The organism is bacterium (genome assembly GCA_023145965.1).
Lineage (GTDB): Bacteria > UBP14 > UBA6098 > UBA6098 > UBA6098 > UBA6098.
In genome coordinates this window covers 26,794-45,371 of sequence record JAGLDC010000062.1, presented here as the reverse complement: position 1 = coordinate 45,371, position 18,578 = coordinate 26,794, and the positions used below count along the sequence as shown (strand labels likewise).

Below are 18,578 nucleotides of genomic sequence, written 5' to 3'. Positions count from 1 at the left end.
CGATAAAGAGCCTTCCTCTACCTTTACCAAGGGAGATACCCTTGGTAAAAAGCTTGTCGCCAGCTATTTTATCCAGCTTACGGACGAATTCGCGTGCCTCGAAATTAATTAAGTTATTGCCTTTTTTAAACTTATCGATTTCTTCGAGAACAACAATAGGAATAACTACATCGTGTTCTTGGAAATTATATATGGCCGTATGGTCGTATAAAATAACATTTGTATCGATTACAAATATCTTCTTTTTGCGCGGCATTGCCACCTTTCTAAGTAATAAATCCAGTCCACCGGCATGAAAAATCTAACGTGTTATGATGCTAAAGTCAATAACAGATTAAATTATTATTTAATTAGGAGGTATGCAATGCGGGAAAAGTGAATGTCGTAATTTTTAGTGTTCACCTATAATCATTCTAGAAATATCCCTCTAGTAAATCCATCTCCCAAAAAGCTTCTTTACCCTTAACAGTAATGTAGTTGAAATCATGAAGATTCTTCTATTCAATTGTCGGAGAGGGATTGTGCTTGTGCTGGGGGTGCGTGATCTGTCAACTAATGAACCTTAAGCGTATCAGCGTATTGTCCGGTGTTTTTTGGTATTAAAAGGCAGTTTGAATACTCTATCTGGATGTTTATGTGCTAAGGCAAGGGCTATAATAAAAGACGATGTTCCCAACATCTCGATGCCTTCTTCTGCGAGGCATTCTGCGGTTGGAATGTGAGAGCCTAGTATTAATTGCTCTAGGGAAACCGCAGTTAAATAGCATGCGATAGCTAAAATGATGAAAACACGGGATTTTTTGCCGAGTCTATAGGATATAAAGAAGAAATATAATGCTACAAATAATATGACAGGAGCCAATAATACAGTCCATGAAACGAGGCCGCAAATTTCATTCGAGGATTGCCCTAAAGATAGCCTACGCGGAATGGATTCATGAATAGATGTTAATTCATCTATCGCCATCGCCCAAAACAACCCTCCGAATACATACCACCTGAATGGTTTGTTCTTTGTTACCTGGCTTCTCGAAATAGCTAAAAAACCCACGAGAAAGAGTAGGAAGGCGTGAAAATATGTCCCAATAGCATCCTCGCGGTTGAGGTCGAATATCGAACCCTGTTTTGCGAAAAGCTCCATGGCCAACGTGAAAAGCCCTAAAAAAAGGAGAGAATACCAAAACGAATGGGCTAGATAAGTGCGAGAGAATAATTTATCGGTTATGTTTAATGTGTCCGACCTAAAATTCTTCGATAGAAAAGAAAGTATTGCAGCAAAAATAATTATCCCACCGAAGATTGGGTTTGGGCGTTGAAGAGAATACGATATTCCAAAAACCTCACCACGGCATCCACCTGTAAGCTGCACGATAAAGGCAAGAATAAGCAAAATTACAGATACCCCAAAAAATAAACTCGTAGCTTTTGAATATCTTCTCAATTTTTGCCCCAATCACTTATATAGGATTCTCCGAATCCAATTTGACTTTTTCGAAGATTTCGATTAATTCATACGAATCGTTAAAAACAAAATCCGCCAAGTCTTTACGAACACCTATCATTATTCCATTTATGTCGCCGAAATCATAGTTTTTATAAATAGATGAAATTTGCGCATAACTTTGACCCTTAAGTGGCCAGTATATTATTGCTTCAGGGCGCTCTTCCTTAATAAGATTGATCGGAAGCCTTTTATCCGAAAGCGGCCTAGTAAGACCGACCATGTCGAGGACTTTAATGGTTGGCTTGGCGTAGAATCTAATGGCGCCAATCTCGCCGGCACATATAGTCGAATTTTCAGGAAGTTTTTTATTTAACCAAAGTGTTATAGCGGAGTAGGTTTTCTCGCGAGTGGCATAGGTTGTTTCTAGATAATCATCCATCCTTGAATTAGCAAAAAACAAAGTTGCGGTGATCCATATTATGAGTCCCACAGATACTACAACCTTACGAATTAAGCCGTTGGAGATAAAATTGGATAAAGTAACTACTCCCATAGCGCACAATAAAAATATACCCAATAATGGTGGAATGAAATACCAAACGAATAGGGTGGCATATGTTTTACCAGTTATGGTCCAGATTAAAATATAAAATAAAGAGAAAATTATGATGGGGGTAAATTTCGGCCTGCTTTTACTGCTTAGAGAGTATATTCCCAATCCTGAAAGAGGAAGAACAATCCAATGCAGTGAATGTGATGTTATTAATGGGTCGGCTATTCCCACGGCGATTTTGAAAAACTGAACAGCGATAGCAGAAGCACCTAAAACCCAGCTGGCATTTGGAAAAGCAGCCTTTCTCAAGACGCTTATTGGTAACGGAGTTCCGAAATAAGCTTGCGCAAATACAAAGTAAGATAATAGGATAAAAAAAGGAGCGATTAGAAATTTCCATGAAAATTTCTCTCGTTTTTTAACAATAATCCAAAGGAAAATAAAAGCAAAAAGCAAAACATTATCGAATCTAACCCAGATGGAGATTGCCGAGATAACGAGCGCCATATTTGGTTTATCCTCTGTTAAGAAGAGAAAAGCCAAAGCAATAGTAATTAAGGAAAGAGCTATTTCCATACCTCCATAACTCGATACTATAAACGGGAGTGATGTAGTCAGTAGAATGGAAGTAAAGGCTCCTATCCAGGGATTATTGAAAATAATTTTCCCAAGGCGGATTAATATTATTGCTAAAAATATCTCCGAGAGAAACGATAGAATGAACAATGCGACTACAGAATCGATATTTAGAGCTCGGAGGCCGGCGTTCAAAAAGGTCCATAAAGCAGTGGTAGCAGTAAAAATCCGCTCATCAGTATTGTGAACCATGCCCATGCCGGAGGCAAGATTCCGGGCGATATGTGCTGTGATAAAAGCATCGTCGAGGATTGGAGCAGGGAGAATCGCCCTAAATAAAATCACAACCAAGATCGCAATGATATATGGCAGGTATTTATTCAATATTCCCTCTTAAAATCACTTTTTCAGCGCGTTTTAAATCCGACTCTGTGTCAACGCCAATGAGATTTGTTGCTTCCGTTATTTCTACACAAGATATTTTCCATCCGTTTTCAATAGCTCTAAGTTGTTCAAGTTTTTCGATAGTTTCGAGTTTTGAGGGCTTCATTTTGGAGAATTCTATTAAAGCTGGCGTTTGAAATGCGTAGATACCTATGTGTTTGTAATATATTACTCTTCCCATGCCATCTCGGTCGAACGGTATTCTTGCTCTGCTGAAATATAAAGCGTCATTGTTTGAGTCTGTAATAACCTTAACTGTAGCCGGATCTTCGATTTCATCCATCCTTGCTGGGGTGATGATTGTTCCCATCGGTTTTCCGCTTTCAATGAATTTGGGCACGAATTGCTCGAGTATTCCCGGGGTTAATAAAGGCTCGTCCCCTTGAATATTAAGCACGACGCTCGGCCTACTTGAAGGAAGAGTAGAGATAATAACCTCCGCAATTCTGTCTGTTCCTGAGGCATGTTCGGGATTTGTCATTGTGTAATCTGCGCCAAAGGACTCGGAAGTTTTGGCTATTCTCTCATCATCGGTAGCGATTATAACTTTATTGAATAGGCCTGAATTCGTCGCGGCGCGCCATGCCCACCAAATAAGTGGTTTACCGGCGATTTCACGAAGAGGTTTACCTGGAAGTCTCTTCGAGGCATATCGGGCTGGTATTATGGCCCAAATATTGTAATTCATAATAACTCCTATTTCGCCACCGGACCGTCATGGTTTTTGCGGTTCAACCCTCCCCCGACCTTTCCATTCACCCGTGCTGGCCCCGATTTTCTTTTCATCCATAGACCAATAAGATACTTTTTTGTTATTCTAGGAACTCGATATCCTTTGGGACATTAATATTTTGCCCTTTATCTTTGATGGAGATATTTTCAAAGGTTATTTCGGTTATATATCCAAAGAGGTCAATCCATGTTATTTTTTTGGGGATGAACTGCTCATCCAGAGAGGCCGAGAAGGAGACGATATTCCCAGTTCCGTTTATGCCCGTTAAATTATAACCGATATCGGTTTTGGCCAATTTAAGCATGAAATTCATCTCGAGTTCGCTTATTAAAAGAGAGACATCGGCATATGCGAAACTTTCCATAGTGGAAACCATGCCCACATCCGAGCCGGTTGTATATGTATAAAGCCTTCCAGATTTAAATATTATGAGCTCTGATTTGGTTTTAAAAATGGCATCGGGTTTGCGAATAGCTATATTGCCGGTTTCGATGAGTGTGTCTATCGGGGAGATAGAGTTTTGCGTTATATCTGCCGAGAAGAGATTTCGGTTTTTCCATGCTTTGACGATAGCGCTTGTTGGGATATCGCTGGCGAAAGCTGAGGCGAAGAGGATAAGAAACAGAATAAAAAATTTATTTTTCATAATTACAATATAGATTACATTGAATTTATTAACAACACAATTTGAAAATGGTTTGAGCTAATGGCGCAAATAATTTTAGCACACGCGAAAATAAACCTATTTTTAAAGATACTTGGCGACCGACCCGATAAATTCACTGAAATAGTTAGCCTTATTCAAACTATTTCGCTTGCGGATGTTATCCGGGTAGAGAAATCCGATAGCGGCCTTTCGCTTACTTCAAATAATCCAACGCTCCCACTCGATAGTAGCAACACTGTTGCCAAAGCATGGGCTATTCTTTGTGCGGCATCAGGAAGAGAGCTTGGTGTGAAAATCGATATAGGGAAGAATATCCCTATTGAAAGTGGTCTTGGTGGTGGAAGTTCCGATGCTGCTGCATCCATGATCGGTATAGCTCGAGAATGGGGTCTTAAAATTGATAGGGAGCAATTTTTCGCTCTTGGAGCTGCGGTTGGCAGCGATGTCCCATTTTTCTTTGGTTCGGGGTCGAGCCTTATCGAGGGCAGGGGCGAAAAGGTAACCGATTTGGAAATTCCAACCGATTATGCCATTCTTCTAATAAAACCGAATTTTGGGATGTCAACTAAATTAGCTTACGAGAAGGCTAAAAAAGGCTTGACAGAAGGCGATAAGAAAATTAGTATTCATCATTTACATTCATCGGCGAGTATTTTGGATTTTGCCGATAAGGGTAATGCTCTCGAAGTCCCCTTTTTCGAATTACATCCGGGAGCAAAGGAAATAAAGAAAAGGCTTATCCGTTCCGGTGCCGGGTATGCGGCATTGTCTGGTAGCGGGAGCTGTTTTTTTGGCATATTTAAGGATATCAAGGCAGCGGAAAGCGCCAAAGAGAAATTTAGGGAATTTTGGTGCGAAGTGGCCTTGCCAGCTAAAAATTCTTTTTTGTGATTATATTGGGGTGTAGGCAAGTGGCAAGCCAACGGGTTTTGGTCCCGTCATTCGGAGGTTCGAGTCCTCCCACCCCAGAAAATTTACAATAAACAGGCGAAAAAATGGACAACCTAAAGCTTATAATTGGAAGATCGAATCCAAAACTCGGACATGATATTGCGAGGCAGCTCGGAATTTTGCCCTGTGAAACGTTTATTGGGAATTTCGCCGATGGCGAGATTCGTTTTAAGATCGGCGAGGATATTCGCGGCAAGGACGTTTTCATTATCCAGTCAACATTTCCAAATGCGGATAATCTTCTCGAGCTTCTTATTATGATCGATGCTGCCAGGCGTTCGAGTGCATCGAGAGTGACTGCGGTCATTCCATATTTTGGTTATGCCCGCCAGGACCGTAAGGACGAGCCGCGCGTTCCAATAACTAGCAAGCTTGTCGCTAACTTAATAGTGGGCGCAGGTGCCGACAGGGTTCTCACAATGGACCTTCATGCGGCTCAGATTCAAGGGTTTTTCGATATTCCCACCGATCAGCTAGTTTCCGATAATCTTTTCAAACATCACATCGAAACAGATGTTTTTGGAAGATTCGATTGCAATCCCCGAGAGGATTTTGTTATTGTTAGCCCCGATATCGGTGGAGTCAAAAGAGTGGAAAATATCGCTTCGAGATTAGATCTGCCCATTGCTGTTATTTATAAGAAAAGGAAGAAGATAACCAGAGAAGCTCAAGCAATGAAGATTGTCGGTGAGGTTATGGATAAACACATCATAATTCTCGACGATATTATCGATACAGCAGGAACGATGAAACAAGCCTGCCTCAAGCTCAAGGGCGAGGGTTGCGGGAAGATTTTTATTTGCTCCACTCACCCGCTTCTATCCGGTCCAGCCATGGAAAGGCTGGACTCTGCTGAAATAGAGGGCCTTACTATCACGAACACAATACCACTTGAGGCATCCAAGAATCGCGATTATATTAATATAATCGAAACAGGGCGATTCTTTGCGATGGCTATACACCATATCCATTTTGAAAAATCAGTGTCCGTTCTCCTATATGAGGACAATACCCTGGACCTCTGGGAGAATTAAAGGGAGAAAATATGAAGATATTGACACTCAAAGCAGAGCAGAGAGAAGAAATTGGAAAGAAGGGATTGAAAAGTATCAGGAACTCCGGCTTTGTTCCGGGGATAGTCTATGGTTCTTCATCAGAACCATTATATCTTAAATTCAACGAACACGATTTAAGGGTTTTTCTGCAAAAAACTAGAGAACGCGGAATAATCGAGCTTCAGGTAGGTGATGTGCAATCAAAACTGACCGTGCTCGCCGAGGTTCAATATCATCCGGTCTCTGAAAGGATTTTGCATATCGACTTTAAGGAAGTACCCAGAGACAAACCGGTCGAAACTAAAGTCCCTATTGAATATTCGGGCGAATCCGTTGGAGTTCATTCGGGTGGTCTTTTTATGCCTAGGCTTTATGAGCTGGACATTAAGACTCTTCCCGATAATGTCCCAGATTCGATCCATGTGGATATAACTGATCTCGATTTCGAACATGCTATTCACGTTAAAGACCTTGTCATGCCAGAAGGAATAGAGATTGTAAATGATAATTCTCAAACAGTAGCGACAGTCATTAAACCTCGTGGTCTAGAGGTAGAAGAAGTAGAGGGTGAAGAGGCCGAGGAAGGCGCTGAAACCGAGGAAGAAGCGGAAACCTCTGAAGAATAATTATTAAGGAGCTTATGGGTTTTAAGATTAAAAACCTAATATTGTTTTCGATATTAGTATCGGTTTCATTGTTTTCTCAATTGAGTTCCGATACTCAATGGATGAGCCCTGAGATACAACAACAATATGAAAAGTATCTCAAAGAGCAGCAAGCTCCAATGCTTAGCCAGCAAGTTCCATCTTATGAGACACCTCCGATCTACGATGGTACAGATACGCTCCGTTTTGAGCAAAAAGAAATTCGCGAGGAAGTCGTCGCTGAGAAAATTCCCGAGGATTTCTTTTTCGATAGGATAATTGTTGATGGAGATACAGTCCAGAGTATTCGGAAGGCTACTCCGAAAGATTTAAAACTTTTCGGGTCAGTTTTTTTCGACAATTTAAAAACAGCTACTATTACTGCCTCTCCTGTATCGAATGATTATATTTTAGGGATAGGCGATAATATTATCGTTAGCCTTTGGGGCAATGTCGATTTCGAATATAATCTGACTGTTGATAGGGAAGGCAAAATCTTTATTCCCCGTTCCGGAACCATTTCAGTTGCAGGATTGAATATGGATTCCGCTCGCAATGTTATAATAAAAGCCTTGGATAAGATTTATAGCGATTTCGAATTGGATATTACCCTTTCCAAGATGAGTGGTTCAACTGTTTTTGTTGTGGGTGAAGCTCGGTCTCCCGGAACCTATTCACTTCCTGGAATGGCTCATGTTATCGAAGCTTTAATGATTTCCGGCGGCCCAAATGAATTTGGTTCGTATCGGAATATCAAGGTTTATCGTTCGGGACGCCTTATATCTGTTTTCGACATGTATGATTTTTTTATTGAGGGCAAAAGTAAGGGCGGAATCCAACTCGCAAATGGAGATATCGTCCTTATTCCAAGACTTGGCCCCATTGTTAAGGTTAGAGGACAGGTTTCCCATCCTGCTATTTACGAGATCGAAGATTCGACTTCGCTTGGTGAAGTTCTTGAATTAGCCGGAGGTCCTTTGCCCACGGCTAATATTTCTTCGGCAATGGTAGATAGGATTAAGGGTAGTAACTATGGCATAGTCACTGTCGATTTTAGCGATAGTGTATGGTGTTCAAAGCCAGCTCTAGATGGGGATGACATTTCAGTTTTCTCTATTGAGGTATATCGTTATGATATTGTAACCGTGCAAGGACAGGTAGTCCAGCCTGGTGCTTATGGCTATTTTGATTCCATGCGCGTCTCTGATCTTCTTGAAGAAGGACACCAGCTTCTTCCAGATGCTTATCGAAATCGAGCTGATTTAGTCAGAATTCTTCCAGATAGGTCTAAATCCATTATACCTTTGAATTTGAGACGTATAATTGATGATCCGAATTGCCAAGACAATATCTATCTCCAAAATGAGGACCTAGTAGTTGTTTATAGCATTTGGGATGTAACCGATAGGGAATTTGTGTCCATCTATGGCGCCGTTCGAAGACCGGGCGAATTTGAATTGTATAAAAATATGCATATTTCGGATATTATCTTTGAGTCCGGAGGATTTACGCCAAGCGCTTTTATAGAAAAGGCTGAATTGGCCAGGGTTCGTCCAGGTGAACCCACGAAGGTTACCGATATTAATCTTGTTAAGGCACTTGAAAATCCTAAGGGACCAGAAGATATACTTCTTAGGCCTTATGACGTTGTTTTTATTCGTGATGTTCCCGGGTGGAAACTTCAGGATATTGTTACTATAGTTGGAGAAGTCGAATTTCCGGGTAAATATGCGCTTAGAAGCCAAAACGAGCGTTTATCGGATCTCATTTATCGCACTGGAAGCTTTACTGATGAAGCATTTATTAGCGGTGCAGTTTTTATTCGTCCTAGGCTGGCTGACGAAATCGAAAATCGCAATTTGCGTTCTATTGTCCAACAAACTCAGGAGGCTGTTCTTGATTCTGAGGGTAATATAGTCACATCACCATTTTTATTTATATACACACCCGAACAAATAGCTCGGATTATACTCGATATGGATAGGGTCGTAGCCGGTAGGTTGGATGAGGATATTCTTCTCGAGGATGGAGATTCTATCTATATTCCCAAAACCCCAACAGGTGTTAATGTTATTGGGATGGTTGCTTCTAATGGAACTATTCGTTGGGTTCATGGGAAACGACTTAATTATTATATCGACCGCGCAGGCGGAATCACCCGTAACGCTGATGTCAGCGGAATTCGTGTTGTTAAAGCCAATGGTAAGGTTATCAAGGCCTCACTCAGAACCGGCAATATCGAACCCGGAGATGCTATTATAGTTCCCCAAAGAATTAAGAAAAAGACCGATTGGATAAGCACTCTCGGTGAAACGGTGTCAATAATTAGCAGTTTGGCTACAACAATATATATTCTTCTTAAGTTATAAAATGGCCATGCATCAGGAAATTGGATCTCGTTTTTCACAGTATTCTAGGCTTTTGCTTCGTAGAAGAAGATTATTTTATTTGGTGGTTGTTTTACCACTGATATTCACTATCGTTTTCACGGAAATAGCCACACCAACCTTTGAAGCTCAAGGAAAACTTCTTCCTTCCTCTGATTCTTCGAATATGGGTGTTATAGGAATCCTCACTGGTTTCTTTGGTTCGCAAGGGACTCAATCACAAGATGGCGCGCCAAGTTCATTTTTATACGTAGATATTCTTCGCTCCAGAGCCGTTATAGATAAAGTTATAGAAGAAGAAGTCCGCTTTCAGGATGGACATAATAAATGGCGAGAAGGAAAACTTCGAGAATTGCTTGGATATAAGCGGGGTTCACTCGGTGTTGAAGATTTTCTTAATTCAAGTAACGCGAAGTCAGATCTTGAAAATGGTATTATAACCTTAAGAGTTCAAGCTAAAGATCCTTATTTGGCTGCTTTACTACTTAATACTTGGATAGAAAAACTCGATGAATTCAACAAACATGTGAGGATTACTCAAGCGGGTGAGAGTATTAAGTATTTAGAAAAGAGGCTCGTAGAAAGCAATGCCACTCTCCAGGCCGCAAGCGACTCACTTATTAACTTTCTCGAAGATAATAGGGGTTATCCTAACGCTAGCACTCCAAAGGTTGAAGCTTCTGTGCGCCGTCTAACGAATGATCGAGATATAAAGGAACAAGTTAATTCATTGCTCATTCAAGAGTATGAAATGGCGAATCTAACTAAGCAGAAAACGACGCCTGTTGTCTCGGTTTTAGATTATGCCAAACCACCAGACGAAAAAGCAGGCCCTAAAAGAATTCCGGTCTTTATGGCGTCTTTGATTTTTGCTTTGCTAATCCTTTTCTTAGCCCTCTCTATCCTCGAGGCTAAAGATCCAACACCTTCAGATCAATTTGTTTATCGCGATGAAGTTAAAGCGGCAATTAAGATGGATTGGAGAGACCTCAAAGGCATTTTTCGGAGGAAATGTTGAGAGATGACGTCACCGACGGTTCCGTCGGGACACTCCGTTGGGCATATTTCGGTGTGTTTATTTGGTCTCTCATGGGGGCTTTTTTAGCTGTCTGGTTTAACCCTAGAATTGCGCTTCCCTTTTTCGCATTAACCGCTTCACTGCTTCTGATTATACCCTTCGATGCGGTTCTATTTGGGACTGTTGTTTTTGCTTTGATCCACAATCCCTCATTTCAGAATCCACTTGAAATATATATTGGCGGCCTCAATGTTTGGTTTCTTGAAATAGCGATGGTTTTTGTTTTTGCGTCGTTATTTATCGAGATTTTAACTCGCAAAAGAAGAATAGAGATTTCACCGATGTTTATTGTCATCGGTGTATATTTTATTTCGATAGTAGCACAGACTATACGCGGTTATACGATGGGTTACGATATCAGCGAAGTGCGAACCTCATTTAGGAATGCCCTTTACCCCATCATGATATTACCTATTGGATGCTATTTTGGATCTGGGGGTTCGACAAAAAGGTTTATCAAAATGCTTTTTATCGGATGGGTGCTTGCTCTTTTCTTTTATTTTTTGCAGTATTTTGGGATATTCCTTATAAGTCGAACCTCGCTAACAGGCAGACTTGCTTGGGCTCCATTATCGAACATCATGCTTTTTTTCCCGTTAATTATTGTTTTAATAAACGAAAAAAAAATTTCATTTGGGGAAAATGCTTTTTATTGGATTATTTTACTGATATCATTTGCAGTGTTAATAACTTCCCAAACGAGGCTTCTTTATGTGGCTATCGCTGGGGAATTATTGATTATCATACCTCTTTTAGCTGTATTTAAACCAAAAGGGAAAAGAGCTATATTCGTTCTAAAAATCCTTCTGGGGCTCACTGCTATTGGTGTTCTTAGTATAATGTTTCTGAAGTTTGCCAAGGGCGACAGCTTTGATATTTTTCTAAAAAGTGTTACAAATAGAGCGTTATCTTTATTCGAATGGAGAAAAGACCTCTCTATCGCCTCGCGAAGATACCAAATATACGAATCCCTGAAAATGATTCAAAAAAACTGGATTTTTGGAAGGGGTATTGGTGTCGAATGGTATTCATTACTGCGGTTTGGACAATCGAGAATTGATGGATTATACTTCATGTTGATGGTCCATCAGGGCTTGGTGGGAATAGGGTTGTTTTTTACGATTTTTATTTTGTGGTTTCAGAGAAGCCTATTTTTGTTATTCCATCGCAATTTAATAAAAGATACTCTTGAAAAAAATTTTATTCTTGCTCAACCCGCATTTATCATTGCTATATTAGTTCATGGAATAGGCTCATCGGCGGCATATGTTTTACCCACAAATACAATTCTTATTTTCAGCTGTGCGATGATCACCGAAAAGATTTACTCTGGTGTTAAGGAAGTATCCATAGGAGTAAAAAGTCTTGATTCGTGACAAAATAAGGAAAATTAATCCAAGCCATGATGCCGATATAAAAAAGGCAGCTATTAGAAGCGGCAAAGCTATGGTTTATGGTAAGATATTGAATCAAGCCATAAGCTTTGGAGTTGTGTGGATTCAGGCGCACTACCTTCCGGTTTGGGCCTATGGTGTGTTTGGGCTTTTTATTGGAACAGTGACTTATGTCAATACTCTGAGCAACGCAGGAACAGGCGAAATCGCTCGTAGATTTATTCCTGAATTCACAGAAAAAGGGGAAATCGAGGCAATAGGTCGCACAGTTAGGGGTCTCGTTTTAATACGATTCATTTTTTGCGCTTTATTTCTTGGTATAATAGTTCTATTATTCGATTACCTAGGCCCTTTACTTAAAATTGCGGATTATAAATCTCTTTTTATATTCTATTCTTTTGGGATTATATTTACCCTTGAATGCTTTTTGTTGTTTGGAGTGTATTGGGCACTTCTACGCCAACCATTCTATATGATAATTTTTACCGTTCACAATCTATTTAGATTAGTCGCATTTTATTATGTGCTCAGTAGAGGTGGTGGTTTGGTTGGAGCACTGGCAGTAGATGCTATTAGTTACTTTTTTCTATTTATTGCCCTTTATCTGCCGTTTATAAATGAATTCGATATTAAGTCGTTTAGCTTTTCAAATCTTCCAATAAAGAGAATGTTTCGCTATGGAATTTATATGTATTCAAGTAATCTCGGTTTTATCTTTTTCAGCACATCTACCGATTTATATGTGATATCCGCCTTGCTGGACAAACATGAACTTGGACTATACGCTTTTGCAGCAACCCTTGGGCAAGCTATTATGAAATGGATGCCAGACAGGTTGATAGGATCTATTATCGAGACGGCGATTTATAGGGAATTCGCTCGAAAAGGCGACACGGAAAAACTCCAACTTTATTTTTCTAAAGTTTTAACTCTTCAAACCTTTTTTGTTGTGCCTACCGCGATATTTGTTGTGATTTTTGCTTCACCAATAATCGAGAATGTTTTTGATTCGAAATTCCTCCCATCTTCAGCTATTTGTGGTGGGTTAGCTGTCGTATTTGCTATTGCGGCTTTTAAATATCCGCTCACGCTCGTAGCGACTTCATTGGAGAAAACTCGTCTTTTATTTTTCTCTCAAACGGTTTTTGCAGTGTATAATCTTATTGCTGACATAGTTCTTATCCCAATTCTTGGATTATGGGGAGCTGTAATTGCAACGGGTTCTTCTTTTCTATTTATGATTATATCGATCTGGATAACACTAGGACGCTTGGTGAGGTTACCTGTAGAGGGGATAGCTCTATTTAAAATACTGGTGAATTCATCAATAATGGGAGTCTATCTTTATTATCTTAGCGATAAAATTTCATCAATATTCGGGTTGATTGCTGCAATTATATCGGCCGGTGTTATATATTTATTAATATCATATTTCAACTGCCCGGTCGATAAAGAGTTGCGTAAGAAATTACTCTCTTCATTATTTAAAAAGGGAAGCTCATGATAGAGCGTATAGCCATATTTAAACACGCTTCTATGATAGATGAGGTAAAGTCGGCTTTAAATATTCAAGGCAAATCGAATGTCCCAATTTTCGATTCTGAGATCTCATATACTCGGGAATTTATAGACATCCTCGGCAATCGGAACGGCCTTTTCATAGGAATTACCGAAAATGCCTGTGGTGAAGCAATATTTAATAACATATCCGCTTTGACTGTTCCTTGCGGTTCTTTTGAACAAACAGCACTTCCAATTAGAATGATTAAAAGAGCCCTAGCGGAAAGGAAGATAGTTAAGGCCCTCGACAGTTTTAATCCTCAAATACTTATTGGTGTAGGGGGATATAACGAGCAAAAACTATTTCAAAAATGGACGAAAAAACAAGGCGCGCTCTATATCCCAATTATTGTTGCTAAATGGCCTGTTCCAGATAATCCGGTGAGGAAAATAATCTGGAAAAGAGGGATATCCGCGATTACCGATCCAGATATACCTGTTATTTTTGCCAGAGGCGAATTCCTAAAGCATTATCTTGCTGAGGAATATAATATCCCTCCCGATAGAATAAAAGTTTACTGGCCTAAATATCCTCAAGAATTATTCACAAGAACTTATACCAGTCCTTTCGAAGAAAATAAATTTAATATCCTTTTCGCTGGCCGTTTTAGCCGTGAAAAAGGGGTTATGCTATTACCAGATATACTAAAATTATTGATAAAAGATCTACCCAAGACTAAATTAACTTTAATCGGCGATGGACAATTAAAGAATGAACTTAGAAAAAAATTACGGGAAGTTTCAGAAGAGGGAAAATCATGGCGAATTGTCGGATTCCTTCCTCAGAAAGAAATTATCAGCTATTATAAAAACTGTGATGCGCTTATCGTGCCGTCTTTATGCGAAGGATTCGGGAAAGTTGTTTATGAAGGACTTATGTGTGGTGCTTGGCCAGTTGCAAGTGACGTGGATAATATTGGCTATTTAATCCGTGATGGCATTGATGGCTCTTTGGTTTCTCAAATCGAGCCCAATGAATTTGTAAAAAAATTGATCGAAAGAAATACACAAGGAAGAAAAAAAAATATTAATAATCAATATTTTAAAAAAATGCAGAATGAATATCCTTCATTAACCGAAGCTCTGGATGAATTTCTTCTACATATAGAAATGGGGCATAATGACAAATAAATTAAAAATTTTAGCTACTGGTGCTAAAGGAATGATGGGTTGCGATGTTATCCCGATTCTCTCTGAAAAATGTGATGTTTTATCCACCGATATAGAGGAATTAGATATTTGCGATAATGAACAGGTTCGGAAAGCCATAAAGCGTTTTCGTCCAAATTGGGTGCTACATATGGCAGCTATGACTGATCTCGACCGTTGCGAAATCGAGCCAAAACTTGCTGAAAATGTCAATTCTAAAGGAACTGAAAATCTCGCACAAGCCTGTTTTGATTTTAATGTATCGATGATATATATTTCTACTTCGGGCGTTTTTTCAGGATTAAAGAAAAGTCCTTATATTGAAGATGATATTCCGCGTCCACAAAATGTCTATGGGAAGACCAAATATTCTGGCGAAAAAGCTGTCCGTGAAATTCTCGCTCCAGATAGATGGTTGATTCTCAGAGCAGGTTGGCTATTTGGTGGCGGCGCACAGGATAAGAAGTTTGTAGGCAAAATATATAAAATAGCCAAGCAAGAGGGCATGTTGTCTGCTGTAGAAGATATTTATGGTTCCCCAAATTATACAGTGGACATTGGGAATTTAATATTGTATTTTGTAAATAATAGAATCAATGGATTGTTCCATGTGGCTAACGAAGGTTGTGCGAATCGATTTAAGATAGCTGAAGAAATCGTCAGAGTTGCAGGTATCGATTGCATCGTCAAACCTGTTTCGTCGGAGTTCTTCAAAAATAGCGCCCAGAGGCCACCTATGGAAGCAATCGAAAACGTGAGATTAAGAGAAATAGGTTATAAGATGAGGCCATGGGAGGAGGCACTTGCCGAATATGTTAAACGGCTGATTCAATGAAGATTGCTATACTCGGCATAAGAGGAATTCCGGCACATTACGGCGGTTTCGAGACCAATGTGCAAATTACAGCTCGGGAATTGGTCAATCGGGGGCATAGTGTTGTCGTCTATTGTCGAGGTGGTAGAAATGGGCGCCCCAAAATATGGGAGGGTGTGAGGCTGCGTTATCTACCTTCAATCGAATCAAGAAACCTATCGACGATCAGCCATACTGCGATTTCCGTTTTTTCATGTATTTTCCACCGTTGTGATGTTGTTCATCTATATAATGTAGGGAATTCCTTCCTGATTCCGTTTCTGAAGATATTCGGGAAAAAGGTTATCGTCTCTGTCGATGGCGTAGAATGGCGAAGAAAAAAATTCGGCGTTATCGGAAGTACCTGGATGCATCTTTCCGAAAAACTCGCCACTTGGTTCGCTCATGCAATAGTCGTCGATTCATTAAAAGTCGGCGAATATTACAGAAATCAGTATAACGCTGAGACCGTATATATTCCTTACGGAAGCTACATTTCTGAATGCGAATGTCCCTCTGGTATTCTAGAAAAATTCGGTCTCGAAAAGGGAAAATATCTTCTTTTTGTTGGAAGATTTATCCCGGAGAAGGGGATAGATAAACTCCTCAGTGCGTATTCAAATATCCGGACCGATATGCCTTTGGTGATAGTAGGAGATAATCCATACGACTTTGAATATGTGAATAGATTGAAATCTCAAGCCCCACCAGGGACAGTATTTACCGGAGCGATCTATGGCGAGTCTATGGCGGAACTTTACGCGAATTCATACTTGTTTGTCAGTCCTAGCGAACTCGAAGGAACCAGCCCAGCACTTTTAGAGGCTATGGGTGCAGGTACATGCGTGATAGTGAATGGCATTCCTGAACAATTGGAAACAATATCTGATGCCGGGATTTATTATAAGGTAAATGACTTACGAGACCTTACCCGGAAGATTCAGAACCTCATAGATCACCCCAAAATACGGAACGAATTCGCTAAAAAAGCCAAAAAACGCGTCGAAAAATATTATAGGTGGGAAAGTGTTCTCGACTATTACGAGAATCTCCTCGCGAATACTGCGGGAGTGAAATTACCCTCCAGGCGTAAATCGGATAAACTCTCTCCAAAGGATGCAGTCCGGCGGGAGAAAACCGCTACATCGGATGCCATTTAGATCATTTCTTCATGAGTTTTAATCACTACTATAGTAATGTATAACAAAATGCATATTTTCAATGCGAAAATGAATTTGAGAGAGATATGATAAATTGAAAAAAGCTTCTTCAAGATTAATTTTCATTTCACTTGTATTTATTGCTATTGAAGGCATGCTCCTTGCCGATAGCGGAAGGATGATGGCGGACCCATGGCCTGTGCTCGATAGTTACCGAGAACTTGAACTTCGTGGATATATTTCTCTTCAACCTAATGTGTGGCCTCTTCGCTCCGGAAGGATGCTCGATGCTCTTCCTGAAAAACCCGCGGACATTGCATCGAAATTATGGATCGAAGAACTTAAGCATTGCCTATCGGTCGCTTTAATAAAAAATGACACTATTGGTATTATCTTTGAACCGGGGATAGATGGAATTCTTAATAATCCGCGTGATCCCGACGATAGATTTTATCCTAAAATGAGGCTTGGGGGAGGGATGGCCAAGGACCCGGTAGAGGGTTTTGTATCCTATGAAGTCAATCTTAGGTGGGCCAGAGAGGAGAATTTTCGTGGGAGGCAATGGTCAGGTTTCGCGGGAAGACCGGATCAGGTTTATCTTAGAGTTGATGGCGACGATTGGGGTGTTCAGTTCGGAAGAGATTATCTTGTGTGGGGGGAAGGATTGATTCTTGGAAATGCTCACGCTCCTTTTGACCGAATAGATTATCAAATAGACATTGGGCGATTCCGCTTTTCTGGATTCTCTGGCTGGCTCGATCCAATATATTGCAGAAGGGACTTTGGGGATACGCTGATCTGGGAGTTGTCCCAGAGATACCTTTCTGGCCATAGAATGGAATACCTTTCAAAGCACTTCAGTATCGCTCTTCACGAAATAATCCTTTATGGAGGTTTTGGGCGATCTTTTGAGGGAATATATACTGTTCCCTTATATTGGTTCCACGCTCAACAACTTAACCTTGGCCTCGATGATAATACTTTCGTGGGGGGTGATGTCCAGCTTCTTTTCCCGCCTGTAAGACTATCTTGTGAGTTTTTGGTCGATGATATTCAAGTCGAAGCAAAGACTCAGGGCGATGAAGAACCACCAGAGATAGCCATCGCCGCTCAGGCCGACTACGGATTAACCGTGTTCGATAAATGGCTTACTCTAAGCGCTAGATACGAAGGTGTTACAAACTGGACATATAATCAGATAAGATATTGGAACAAATATATTTATTTAAACGATCCCCTGGGTTCTTATCTCGGCAACGATGCCGATATTGGCTCATTTAAGCTCAAATTTATGGCTAATCCAAAGCTAATAATCGATATCGAGGCTTTTTATCTTCGTAAAGGCGAAGGCCGAATCGAGGCGATATGGTCTGAACCATGGATGGATATAGAAGGGGAATACACCGAACCATTTCCGAGCGGAATAGTTGAGAAGACCAGCGGACTTAAACTATGTTATGAAGGCAATTTTCGGCCATTTTTATTTTGTAATGTGGGCTTTGAATATGGTTGGGTGCAAAATTATTTGCATGAGCCGGAAAAAAAATCAGACTATTGGAAATTTGAATTTGGGCTAAGCGGTTCGTTGTATAAGGATATAAAAATAAAGTAAAGTTATGTATATCAATAAGATAATAGACATTTAAAAATAATTTTATGCTACTAAAAGCTAAAACCCTTTTTATATTAATAGGTTAGAGCTAAATATTTTTTTACTTTTTTTGTTTGACTTTGAATTTTAGCGCTATATATTTACTTAAAGTAAATATTTCGGCACAAAAAGAATTATTTTTGTCCGAAAGAGAAGATATTTTTGTATTTGGGAGGGGAAAGCCTAGAGGATTAAGAAAGGCTTATTGAGTTTTGGGTTATTAACGATTGTGGGAGGATAAAAAAGGCCTTGACAGTAGATGGTTCGGTGCTTATTTTT

At 40.0% G+C, this 18,578-nt stretch carries 16 protein-coding genes and 1 tRNA gene; 12 read left to right on the top strand and 5 right to left on the bottom strand.

The window, feature by feature from the left end; translation table 11 throughout:
* The 5 genes from KAH81_06405 to KAH81_06385 form a co-directional block, all read right to left on the bottom strand.
* Window positions 1–256: ribonuclease (locus KAH81_06405; protein MCK5833286.1), on the bottom strand; the 256-nt coding region annotated here is incomplete at its 3' end.
* A gap of 315 nt (window positions 257–571) precedes the next feature.
* On the bottom strand, window positions 572–1,441 hold the full coding sequence (locus KAH81_06400) for a hypothetical protein (protein MCK5833285.1): 870 nt from the start codon (window positions 1,439–1,441) through the stop codon (window positions 572–574).
* A 16-nt stretch (window positions 1,442–1,457) separates the two neighbouring features.
* The gene (locus KAH81_06395; GenBank protein MCK5833284.1) at window positions 1,458–2,957 is read right to left on the bottom strand and encodes a hypothetical protein; all 1,500 of its coding nucleotides are present in this window, start codon (window positions 2,955–2,957) and stop codon (window positions 1,458–1,460) included.
* Window positions 2,950–3,705: a 3-deoxy-manno-octulosonate cytidylyltransferase gene (gene kdsB / locus KAH81_06390; protein MCK5833283.1), complete on the bottom strand. Its 756-nt coding sequence runs from the start codon at window positions 3,703–3,705 to the stop codon at window positions 2,950–2,952. Before kdsB ends, KAH81_06395 begins: the two co-directional genes overlap by 8 nt.
* A gap of 124 nt (window positions 3,706–3,829) precedes the next feature.
* Window positions 3,830–4,396: a hypothetical protein gene (locus KAH81_06385; GenBank protein MCK5833282.1), complete on the bottom strand. Its 567-nt coding sequence runs from the start codon at window positions 4,394–4,396 to the stop codon at window positions 3,830–3,832.
* A gap of 60 nt (window positions 4,397–4,456) precedes the next feature.
* On the opposite strand from KAH81_06385, the gene ispE reads away from it, so the two are divergent.
* From ispE to KAH81_06325, 12 genes are all read left to right on the top strand, one after another.
* Window positions 4,457–5,308, top strand: a complete 852-nt coding sequence (ispE, locus tag KAH81_06380; protein ID MCK5833281.1) for a 4-(cytidine 5'-diphospho)-2-C-methyl-D-erythritol kinase — start codon at window positions 4,457–4,459, stop codon at window positions 5,306–5,308.
* Window positions 5,309–5,314: 6 nt separating this feature from the next.
* Window positions 5,315–5,386 (top strand) — tRNA-Gln (locus tag KAH81_06375).
* A 26-nt stretch (window positions 5,387–5,412) separates the two neighbouring features.
* Window positions 5,413–6,402, top strand: a complete 990-nt coding sequence (locus KAH81_06370; protein MCK5833280.1) for a ribose-phosphate diphosphokinase — start codon at window positions 5,413–5,415, stop codon at window positions 6,400–6,402.
* Window positions 6,403–6,413: 11 nt separating this feature from the next.
* Entirely contained in the window at window positions 6,414–7,049 is a 636-nt protein-coding gene (locus KAH81_06365) for a 50S ribosomal protein L25 (protein ID MCK5833279.1), read from the top strand.
* A 14-nt stretch (window positions 7,050–7,063) separates the two neighbouring features.
* Window positions 7,064–9,436, top strand: a complete 2,373-nt coding sequence (locus KAH81_06360; protein MCK5833278.1) for an SLBB domain-containing protein — start codon at window positions 7,064–7,066, stop codon at window positions 9,434–9,436.
* 1 nt (window position 9,437) lies between these two features.
* A complete protein-coding gene (locus tag KAH81_06355) occupies window positions 9,438–10,472 on the top strand; it encodes a hypothetical protein (protein MCK5833277.1) in 1,035 nt (344 codons plus the stop codon).
* Window positions 10,469–11,908 (top strand): O-antigen ligase family protein, encoded by a 1,440-nt coding sequence (locus KAH81_06350; protein ID MCK5833276.1) that lies wholly within the window; start codon window positions 10,469–10,471, stop codon window positions 11,906–11,908. Before KAH81_06355 ends, KAH81_06350 begins: the two co-directional genes overlap by 4 nt.
* A complete protein-coding gene (locus KAH81_06345; protein ID MCK5833275.1) occupies window positions 11,898–13,430 on the top strand; it encodes an oligosaccharide flippase family protein in 1,533 nt (510 codons plus the stop codon). Before KAH81_06350 ends, KAH81_06345 begins: the two co-directional genes overlap by 11 nt.
* 257 nt (window positions 13,431–13,687) lie before the next feature.
* Window positions 13,688–14,617, top strand: a complete 930-nt coding sequence (locus KAH81_06340; GenBank protein MCK5833274.1) for a glycosyltransferase family 4 protein — start codon at window positions 13,688–13,690, stop codon at window positions 14,615–14,617.
* A complete protein-coding gene (rfbD, locus tag KAH81_06335; GenBank protein MCK5833273.1) occupies window positions 14,607–15,470 on the top strand; it encodes a dTDP-4-dehydrorhamnose reductase in 864 nt (287 codons plus the stop codon). The genes KAH81_06340 and rfbD overlap by 11 nt, the downstream gene beginning before the upstream one ends.
* Complete coding sequence (locus KAH81_06330; GenBank protein ID MCK5833272.1) at window positions 15,467–16,648, top strand: glycosyltransferase; 1,182 nt, start codon at window positions 15,467–15,469, stop codon at window positions 16,646–16,648. The genes rfbD and KAH81_06330 overlap by 4 nt, the downstream gene beginning before the upstream one ends.
* A gap of 94 nt (window positions 16,649–16,742) precedes the next feature.
* The gene (locus tag KAH81_06325) at window positions 16,743–18,260 is read left to right on the top strand and encodes a hypothetical protein (GenBank protein MCK5833271.1); all 1,518 of its coding nucleotides are present in this window, start codon (window positions 16,743–16,745) and stop codon (window positions 18,258–18,260) included.
* Window positions 18,261–18,578: the final 318 nt, after the last annotated feature.